At 58.9% G+C, this 7,685-nt stretch carries 8 protein-coding genes and 1 pseudogene; 7 read left to right on the top strand and 2 right to left on the bottom strand.

What is annotated here, in order from left to right:
* The 7 genes and pseudogenes from ACQUTD_RS09725 to osmV form a co-directional block, all read left to right on the top strand.
* Nucleotides 1-219: pseudogene (locus tag ACQUTD_RS09725) on the top strand (dimethyl sulfoxide reductase subunit B); the annotation flags it as partial.
* A gap of 1 nt (nt 220) precedes the next feature.
* Nucleotides 221-1,078 (top strand): DmsC/YnfH family molybdoenzyme membrane anchor subunit, encoded by an 858-nt coding sequence (locus ACQUTD_RS09720; RefSeq protein WP_473274699.1) that lies wholly within the window; start codon nt 221-223, stop codon nt 1,076-1,078.
* A gap of 14 nt (nt 1,079-1,092) precedes the next feature.
* A complete protein-coding gene (gene dmsD / locus ACQUTD_RS09715; protein ID WP_473274701.1) occupies nt 1,093-1,704 on the top strand; it encodes a Tat proofreading chaperone DmsD in 612 nt (203 codons plus the stop codon).
* 310 nt (nt 1,705-2,014) lie between these two features.
* Entirely contained in the window at nt 2,015-2,725 is a 711-nt protein-coding gene (gene osmY / locus ACQUTD_RS09710) for an osmoprotectant ABC transporter permease OsmY (RefSeq protein WP_318363044.1), read from the top strand.
* A 22-nt stretch (nt 2,726-2,747) separates the two neighbouring features.
* The gene (osmX, locus tag ACQUTD_RS09705) at nt 2,748-3,650 is read left to right on the top strand and encodes an osmoprotectant ABC transporter substrate-binding protein OsmX (protein ID WP_072568372.1); all 903 of its coding nucleotides are present in this window, start codon (nt 2,748-2,750) and stop codon (nt 3,648-3,650) included.
* 9 nt (nt 3,651-3,659) lie between these two features.
* On the top strand, nt 3,660-4,307 hold the full coding sequence (osmW, locus tag ACQUTD_RS09700) for an osmoprotectant ABC transporter permease OsmW (protein ID WP_072568371.1): 648 nt from the start codon (nt 3,660-3,662) through the stop codon (nt 4,305-4,307).
* Nucleotides 4,307-5,455 carry an osmoprotectant ABC transporter ATP-binding protein OsmV gene (gene osmV / locus ACQUTD_RS09695; RefSeq protein WP_473274703.1) on the top strand — a complete coding sequence of 383 codons (1,149 nt, stop codon included), beginning with the start codon at nt 4,307-4,309 and terminating at the stop codon, nt 5,453-5,455. The genes osmW and osmV overlap by 1 nt, the downstream gene beginning before the upstream one ends.
* A gap of 148 nt (nt 5,456-5,603) precedes the next feature.
* Here osmV and bioD read toward each other — a convergent pair whose 3' ends face one another.
* Both bioD and mlc read right to left on the bottom strand, forming a co-directional pair.
* A complete protein-coding gene (gene bioD, locus ACQUTD_RS09690; RefSeq protein ID WP_072568369.1) occupies nt 5,604-6,299 on the bottom strand; it encodes a dethiobiotin synthase in 696 nt (231 codons plus the stop codon).
* A 126-nt stretch (nt 6,300-6,425) separates the two neighbouring features.
* Nucleotides 6,426-7,646, bottom strand: coding sequence for a sugar metabolism global transcriptional regulator Mlc (gene mlc / locus ACQUTD_RS09685; protein ID WP_072568368.1), 1,221 nt, complete (start codon nt 7,644-7,646; stop codon nt 6,426-6,428).
* Between the last annotated feature and the right edge of the window lie 39 nt (nt 7,647-7,685).

Here is a 7,685-nt window from a genome sequence, read left to right as displayed (position 1 = left end):
GCGGACGGCAAAAAGCCGATCTGCGTCGAGTCCTGCCCGCTGCGCGCGCTGGACTTTGCGCCCGTTGACGAGCTGCGTGAAAAATACGGCAGCCTTGATGCCGTCGCCCCGCTGCCGTCCGGGCATTTTACAAAGCCTAATATCGTGATCAAACCCAACGCCAACAGCCGCCCCACCGGGGACAAAACCGGCTTTCTGGCTAACCCGCAGGAGGTGTGAGATGGGCAACGGATGGCATGAATGGCCGCTGGTGTTATTTACCGTCATCGGCCAGTGCGTCACCGGCGCGCTTATCGTCGGCGGGCTCGGCTGGATGGCGTGCGCCGATAACAGCGAAAACCGCGCCCGGCTTACCCGCAGCCTGTTTTTCCTCTGGCTGCTGATGGGCGTGGGCTTTATCGCCTCGATGATGCATCTGGGATCGCCCCTGCGGGCATTTAATTCCCTGAACCGCATCGGCGCGTCGGCGCTGAGCAACGAGATCGCCGCCGGATCGCTGTTTTTCGCCGTCGGCGGCCTGTGGTGGCTGGTGGCGGTAATCGGCAAAATGCCTGAAGCCCTGGGCAGGATCTGGCTTGTGGTCAGCATGGCCCTCGGCGTCGTGTTTGTGTATGCCATGAGCCGGGTATATCAGATCGATACCGTGCCGACCTGGCATAACGGTTACACCACTGCCGCGTTTTTCCTTACCGTGCTGCTGAGCGGCCCGTTGCTGGCGGCGCTGCTGCTGCGTCTGGCGCGTATCCCCTTTAACGGCGGCGTGTTTGCCTTTATCAGCGTGCTGGCGCTGCTGGTAAGCGTGGCGGTGGTGATCATGCAGGCTGCGGATCTCGCCACGATCTCGTCGTCAGTACAGCAGGCAGCCGCCCTGGTGCCGGATTATGCCGCGCTACAGGTCTGGCGTCTGGCGCTGCTCGCCGTCGGGCTGGGCTGCTGGATCTGCCCGCTGCTGTGGCGTCGTGAGCCACAGGTGTTCAGTTTGCTGGCCGGGCTGCTGTTGGTGCTGGCGGGCGAGCTGCTGGGCCGTGGCCTGTTTTACGGATTACATATGACCGTCGGTATGGCGGTTGGTGGATAAATCAGGAGTGTTTTATGGATGACGCACAGCGTCAGGCGTTTGCCGTTGCCGCCCGGGTTCTGGGCGCGTTATTTTACTACCCGCCGCAGAGCGAACAGGCCGCCCCGCTGGTGGCGGCGCTTCAGGATCCTGCCTGGCAGGAACAGTGGCCGCTACTGCCCGATGCGCTGACGCCGCTGGCGGCGCGCTTTACCGCCTCTGCCGATGAACCGCTGCCGGACGCCTGGCAGCGCCTGTTCCTCGGCCCCTGGGCGTTGCCCGCCCCGCCATGGGGGTCGGTGTGGCTGGATCGCGAAAATGTCCTGTTCGGCGACTCGACGCTGGCGCTGCGCCAGTGGATGCGTGACAACAACATTGTTTTTGCGCCGGAGCAAAATGAACCGGAAGATCATATCGGCACGCTGCTGATGATGGCGGCCTGGCTGCTGGAAGAAAAGCGGGAGGCTGAATGCGAACAGCTGCTGGCCTGGCATCTGCTGCCGTGGGCCGGGCGCTGGCTCGCCGTGTTCGCGGAACATGCCGCCCATCCGTTTTATCAGGCGCTCGGTGAACTGACGCGTTTAACCCTCGCGGCCTGGCAAACGCATTTGCTGATCCCGGTGGCGGAAAAGCCGCTGTATAAATAAGCCACGCCTCTGTGAGCCGCGCGGCGTCGGCCGTGCGGCTTTTTTGTTCAGCTGCGTGATAATCCCAAACACAAACTGTTACAACGTCACTTTTACCGTCGCAATTTAAGATAATTCCCGACCCGCAAATCGCGCTATACGCCGCAAGGCATGGCAGCGGTTCGTATAAATATTCGCCCGATCAGAAACTTGCCGCACACTGGCATCCTTTCCGGCAGCTTGCTATAGCTCATTCACCCTGCCGATACATGGCATAACAACACGCAACAGACTGTTGCAATAACGCATGCACCCAGGGAGACACACTGCAATGCAAAGATCCCCCCTTGTTCGCGCGCTGCTTTTTGTGGCCGCGCTGCTTATTGTCATCGCCCTGCTGGTCTGGGGTATCGGCCTGCAAACTATCCGCGAGCGGCAGGTTGATCTGCTGTATCTCGGGCAACAGCACATGATCCTCGTCTTCAGTTCGATGTTCTTCGCGCTGCTGGTCGGCATTCCCAGCGGGATCCTGCTCAGCCGCCCGGCATGCCGCCGTTTTGCGGAATACATCATGCAGATCTTTAACGTCGGCAACACCCTGCCGCCGCTGGCGGTGCTGGCGCTGGCGATGGTGATTTTCGGGATTGGCGATACGCCGGCGATCATCGCGCTGTTCCTCGCCTCGCTGCTGCCGATTGTGCGTAACACCTATGCCGGTCTGTGCGGCGTGCAACCTTCGCTGCTGGAAGCCGCCAGAGGCATTGGCATGACCAAATGGCAGAGCCTGCGCCAGGTGGAGCTGCCGAACGCCTGGCCGGTGATGCTGTCAGGCATCCGCATCGCCACCGCCATCAACGTGGGCACTGCGCCGCTGGCGTTTTTGATTGGCGCCAGCAGTTATGGCGAGCTGATCTTCCCCGGCATCTACCTGAACGATTTCCCGACGCTGATCCTGGGCGCTGCGGCGACCGCGCTCTTTGCGCTGATCCTCGATACGCTGCTTGCCGCGCTGGGACGCGTGCTCAGCCCGCACACCGCCTGATAACAAGAATAAGGAATCCGGTATGAAATGGTTTACCCGACTGGCAGGATTTATGGCTGCCATTGCCCTGCTAAGCGCCCAGGCGCAGGCCGCGCCGCTGGTGCTCGCCACCAAGAGTTTTACTGAACAGCATATTCTGTCGGCCATGACGGTGCAGTATCTGCAAAAGAAAGGTTTTCAGGTGACGCCGCAGACCAACATTGCGACGGTGATTTCCCGTAACGCGATGATTAATAAACAGGTGGATATGACCTGGGAATATACCGGCACCTCGCTGATTATTTTCAACCATATCAATAAACGCATGTCACCGGAGGAGTCCTACGCCACGGTGAAACAGCTGGACGCCAAACTGGGTCTGGTATGGCTGAAACCGGCGGACATGAATAATACCTATGCCTTCGCCATGCAGCGTAAACGCGCCGAGGCGGAAAACATCAACACCATGTCGGAGATGGTGGCGAAAATTGAACACATCCGCAAAACCGATCCCGACAACAACTGGATGCTCGGCCTTGACCTGGAATTCGCCGGGCGCAGCGACGGCATGAAGCCGCTGCAACAGGCCTATCAGATGGAACTGGATCGCCCGCAAATCCGCCAGATGGATCCGGGCCTGGTGTATAACGCCATCCGCGATGGCTTTGTCGATGCCGGTCTGGTGTATGCCACCGATGGCCGCGTGAAGGGCTTCGATCTGAAAGTGCTGAAGGACGATAAAGGCTTCTTCCCAAGTTACGCTGTCACGCCGGTGGTGCGTAAAGACACGCTGGCGGCTAATCCGGGACTGGAAGAGGCGCTGAACACCCTCTCCGGTCTGCTGGATAATGAGGCCATCACCACGCTGAATGCGAAGGTGGATATTGAGCACCAGACACCGCAGCAGGTCGCCCGCGACTTCCTGCATGAAAAAGGCCTGCTGTAAGGAGCGCCCATGGATACGATTCATTACATGATGGACAACGCAGGCTATCTGATGAGCCTGACCTTCCAGCACCTGTGGCTGGTTCTGCTGGCCGTCGGGCTGGCGATTATTATTGGCGTGCCGCTGGGTATAGTGATTGTACGGTACAAATGGCTGGCGACGCCGGTGCTTGGCATTGCCACTCTGCTGCTGACCATTCCGTCGATTGCCCTGTTCGGCCTGATGATCCCGGTGTTTTCGCTGGTGGGACAAGGTATAGGCGCGCTGCCCGCCATTACCGCGGTGTTTCTCTATTCGCTGCTGCCGATTGTGCGTAACACCCATACCGCGCTGGACAGTCTGCCGCCCGGTCTGCGTGAAGCGGGCCGCGGTATCGGCATGACCTTCTGGCAGCGTCTGCGCTGGGTGGAGATCCCGATGGCGTTGCCGGTGATTTTCGGCGGTATCCGCACCGCCGTCGTGATGAATATCGGCGTGATGGCCATCGCCGCTGTGATTGGCGCGGGCGGCCTCGGCCTGCTCCTGCTGAACGGCATCGGCGGCAGCGACATCCGTATGTTAATTGCCGGCGCGTTGATGATTTGTGTGCTGGCTATTGTGCTTGACTGGCTGCTGCATCGTTTGCAGACCGCCCTGACACCGAAAGGAATACGATAATGATAAAACTTGAAAACCTGACCAAACAATTTACACAGAAAAACGGCCAGACCTTTAAAGCTGTCGATAACGTCAACCTGAATGTGCCGGAAGGCGAAATGTGCGTGCTGCTTGGCCCGTCCGGTTGCGGAAAGACCACCACGCTAAAAATGGTCAACCGGCTGATCGCCCCGAGCGCGGGCAAGATTTTGATTAACGGCGAAGACACCACCGGCATGGATACCGTCACCCTGCGCCGCAACATTGGCTATGTGATCCAGCAAATCGGTCTGTTCCCGAACATGACCATTGAGGAGAACATTACCGTCGTTCCGCGCATGCTTGGCTGGGATCGCGCGCGTTATAAAAGCCGCGCCGAAGAGCTGATGGATATGGTGGTGATGGATCCGAAAAAATTCCTTAACCGCTATCCGAAAGAGATGTCCGGCGGTCAGCAGCAGCGTATCGGCGTGATCCGCGCGCTGGCGGCGGATCCGCCGGTACTGTTGATGGATGAGCCGTTCGGCGCCGTCGACCCGATTAACCGCGAGGTGATCCAGACGCAGTTCCTCGACATGCAGCGTAAGCTGAAAAAGACGGTGATGCTGGTCAGCCATGACATCGACGAAGCCCTGAAGCTGGGCGACCGTATCGCCGTGTTCCGTCAGGGACGCATCGTGCAGTGCGCCAGCCCGGATGAGCTGCTGGCGAAACCGGCCAATGAATTCGTCGGTTCGTTTGTCGGCCAGGACCGCACGCTGAAGCGCCTGCTGCTGGTGTCGGCGGGCGATGTTACCGATCAGCAGCCGACGCTGACGGTGCGTAAATCCACCCCGCTGGCGGAAGCCTTCGCCATTATGGATGAGAACGATATTCGCGCCATTACCGTGGTGGATGTGGACGGCAAGCCGCTCGGCTTTGTGAAGCGTCGTGAAGCGCGTAACGCCAGCGGCGACTGCGCGGAACTGCTGCATCCGTTCCGCGTCACCGGTAAGGCGGAAGATAACCTGCGCGTGGTGCTGTCAAAACTCTATGAGAGCAATACCAGCTGGATGCCGATTGTCGATGAGGAAGGTCGTTATAACGGCGAGATTTCGCAGGATTATATCGCCGATTATTTAAGCTCCGGCAGAACGCGCCGGGCGTTAAATATTCATACCGACAGTTGATAAGAATGCCGGGTGGCGCTGCTGAATTTGCCGGGTGGCGCTGCGCTTACCCGGCCTACGGGATTGCGACAGTCAGTAGGCCCGGCAAGCGTAGCGCCGCCGGGCAGTCAGTAGGCCCGGCAAGCAAAGCGCCGCCGGGCAGGCCAGCTTAAGCCAGTACCCGATCCGCCGCCAGCGTGCGGTTAAAGGTCAGCAGATCGATATACTGCGCCAGTTCGCGTTGCTCCGCGCGCGGCAGATAAGGAAGTTCGCCAATCAGCGGCGCCGGAATTTTGCGGCTCAGCACGTTGATGATTTCGGCGTAATGGGCCAGCCCCGGATTGATGCGGTTCGCCACCCAGCCTATCAGCGGCAGACCATCGCTGGCGATCGCCTGAGCGGTTAACAGCGCATGGTTGATGCAACCTTCCTGGATCCCCACCACCATCACTACCGGCAGTTGCTCCTGCACCACCCATTCCGATAGCGGGCGCAGATCGTTCATCAGGCTGCGCCAGCCGCCGGTGCCTTCCACCACCACATGATCAACCTGTTCGCCAAGGGCCGCGAGGCCGCTGCTTAACAGGCTGTAACTGATCGGACAGCTGTGCGCCACGCTGCTCTCTTCTTCGCTCAGGGCAATAGGATTGAACGCCTCATAAGGCAGATCAATACTGGAGACGCTTTGCAGTACCAGCGCATCTTTATTGCGCATTCCTTCCGGCGTCTCTTTACTCCCCTTCGCAACTGGTTTGTACCCTGCCACGCTTCTGCCACTGGCAGCCAGCGCCTGCAGCAATGCACGTGAAACCACGGTCTTCCCGACTGAGGTATCTGTACCCGTTATAAAGAAACGCTTAAGCATCACTTACTCCACCGTTATGCTTCGGAAATATTAATCTGAACAATAATTCAGTGGCGGAAGTCTACGTTAAGGCGTAAGGAGTCGGCTTGAGGTAGCGCAATTTTTCTTACGTCAGTAAGAAAAATGTTAACCCTGCAACAGACGTATCAATAAAGAACCGTTATACATCGCGTCTTTTACCAGCGCCGCGCCCGCCATCGTCCCCTGATTTGAGAACTGCGTGCTTTCCACCACCATATGCCGGCTGTAGGCCGGAAGGGATTGCTGGCGGATACAGTCGCTGATGGCCGGAAACAGGATGTCGGCGGCGTGGCTCAGCGGCGAACCGATAAGAATTTTTTGCGGGTTAAACAGATTGACCATGATCGCCAGGATGCGGCCCACGTTGGTGCCGACGCCGGTGATAATGTCTTTCGCCAGCAGATCGCCGTCCTGCGCGGCCTGACACAGGGATTCCACGCTGAGCGGTTTGCCGTGCAGCATGGAGCTCATTGACTGGCTCATGCGCTGCTGCGCCAGCTCCAGCACGCTGTCGACGCTGGCGATGGTTTCCAGACAGCCATTATTGCCGCAGTAACAGCGCTTGCCGTAAGGGTCGACCTGGGTGTGGCCGATCTCCACCAGGCTGCTGCTACCCGCGTGCAACAGGCGGCCATCGGTGATCACCCCCGCGCCCACGTTATGGTCGATGACCACCTGGATCACGTCACGCGCGCCGCGGGAGGCGCCAAACAGCGCCTCGGCCATGGTCCAGGCGCTGATGTCATGCTGAATGTAGACCGGCACGCCGGTGTGCGCTTCCAGCGCTTCGCCCAGCGCCATGTCTTTGACATCCTCATAAAACGGCATGCGGTGGACGATGCCATTTTCCGTATCAATGATCCCGGGCAGAGTAATGGCGATAGCGGTCAGACGTTCAAGCTGATGCTGATGGCGGATAAAGAACTGATCGATATGGGTAATGACACGGGAGATAAAAGGTTCATCCGACACCAGCGGCAGCGGCTGCTGCTCTTCCACCACCAGTTTGCTGCTCAGATCGCGCAGCGCCAGATGAATTTCACCGCGGCTGATACGCAGCGATAAATAGTGCCAGGCTTCGGTTTCCACCACCAGCCCGACCGCAGGACGGCCACGGCTGCCCGGCTCCTGGATTTCCGTCTCCTGCACCAGATGCGCCTCCAGCATCTCGCGCACAATTTTGGTGATGCTGGCTGGCGCCAGCTGCGCCAGGCGTGAAAGATCGATGCGCGAAACCGGGCCAAGCTGATCAATCAGGCGATAAACGGCGCCCGCATTGGTCTGCTTAATCTGATCAATATGCCCTGGCTGACTATCAGCAACCACCTAAGACTCCCTTATTTTCGAGCTTCGAAATAATCTGTG

This window comes from Enterobacter sp. K510 (genome assembly GCF_055804875.1).
This window is presented reverse-complemented; position numbering and strand designations above follow the sequence as displayed.

What these genes read in the sequence shown, in the direction of transcription:
- ACQUTD_RS09720 (WP_473274699.1), top strand. Translation starts at nt 221, where the DNA reads ATGGGCAACGGATGGCATGAATGGCCGCTGGTGTTATTTACCGTCATC.
- osmY (WP_318363044.1), top strand. Translation starts at nt 2,015, where the DNA reads ATGCAAAGATCCCCCCTTGTTCGCGCGCTGCTTTTTGTGGCCGCGCTG.
- bioD (WP_072568369.1), bottom strand. Translation starts at nt 6,299, where the DNA reads ATGCTTAAGCGTTTCTTTATAACGGGTACAGATACCTCAGTCGGGAAG.
- dmsD (WP_473274701.1), top strand. Translation starts at nt 1,093, where the DNA reads ATGGATGACGCACAGCGTCAGGCGTTTGCCGTTGCCGCCCGGGTTCTG.
- osmW (WP_072568371.1), top strand. Translation starts at nt 3,660, where the DNA reads ATGGATACGATTCATTACATGATGGACAACGCAGGCTATCTGATGAGC.
- osmX (WP_072568372.1), top strand. Translation starts at nt 2,748, where the DNA reads ATGAAATGGTTTACCCGACTGGCAGGATTTATGGCTGCCATTGCCCTG.
- osmV (WP_473274703.1), top strand. Translation starts at nt 4,307, where the DNA reads ATGATAAAACTTGAAAACCTGACCAAACAATTTACACAGAAAAACGGC.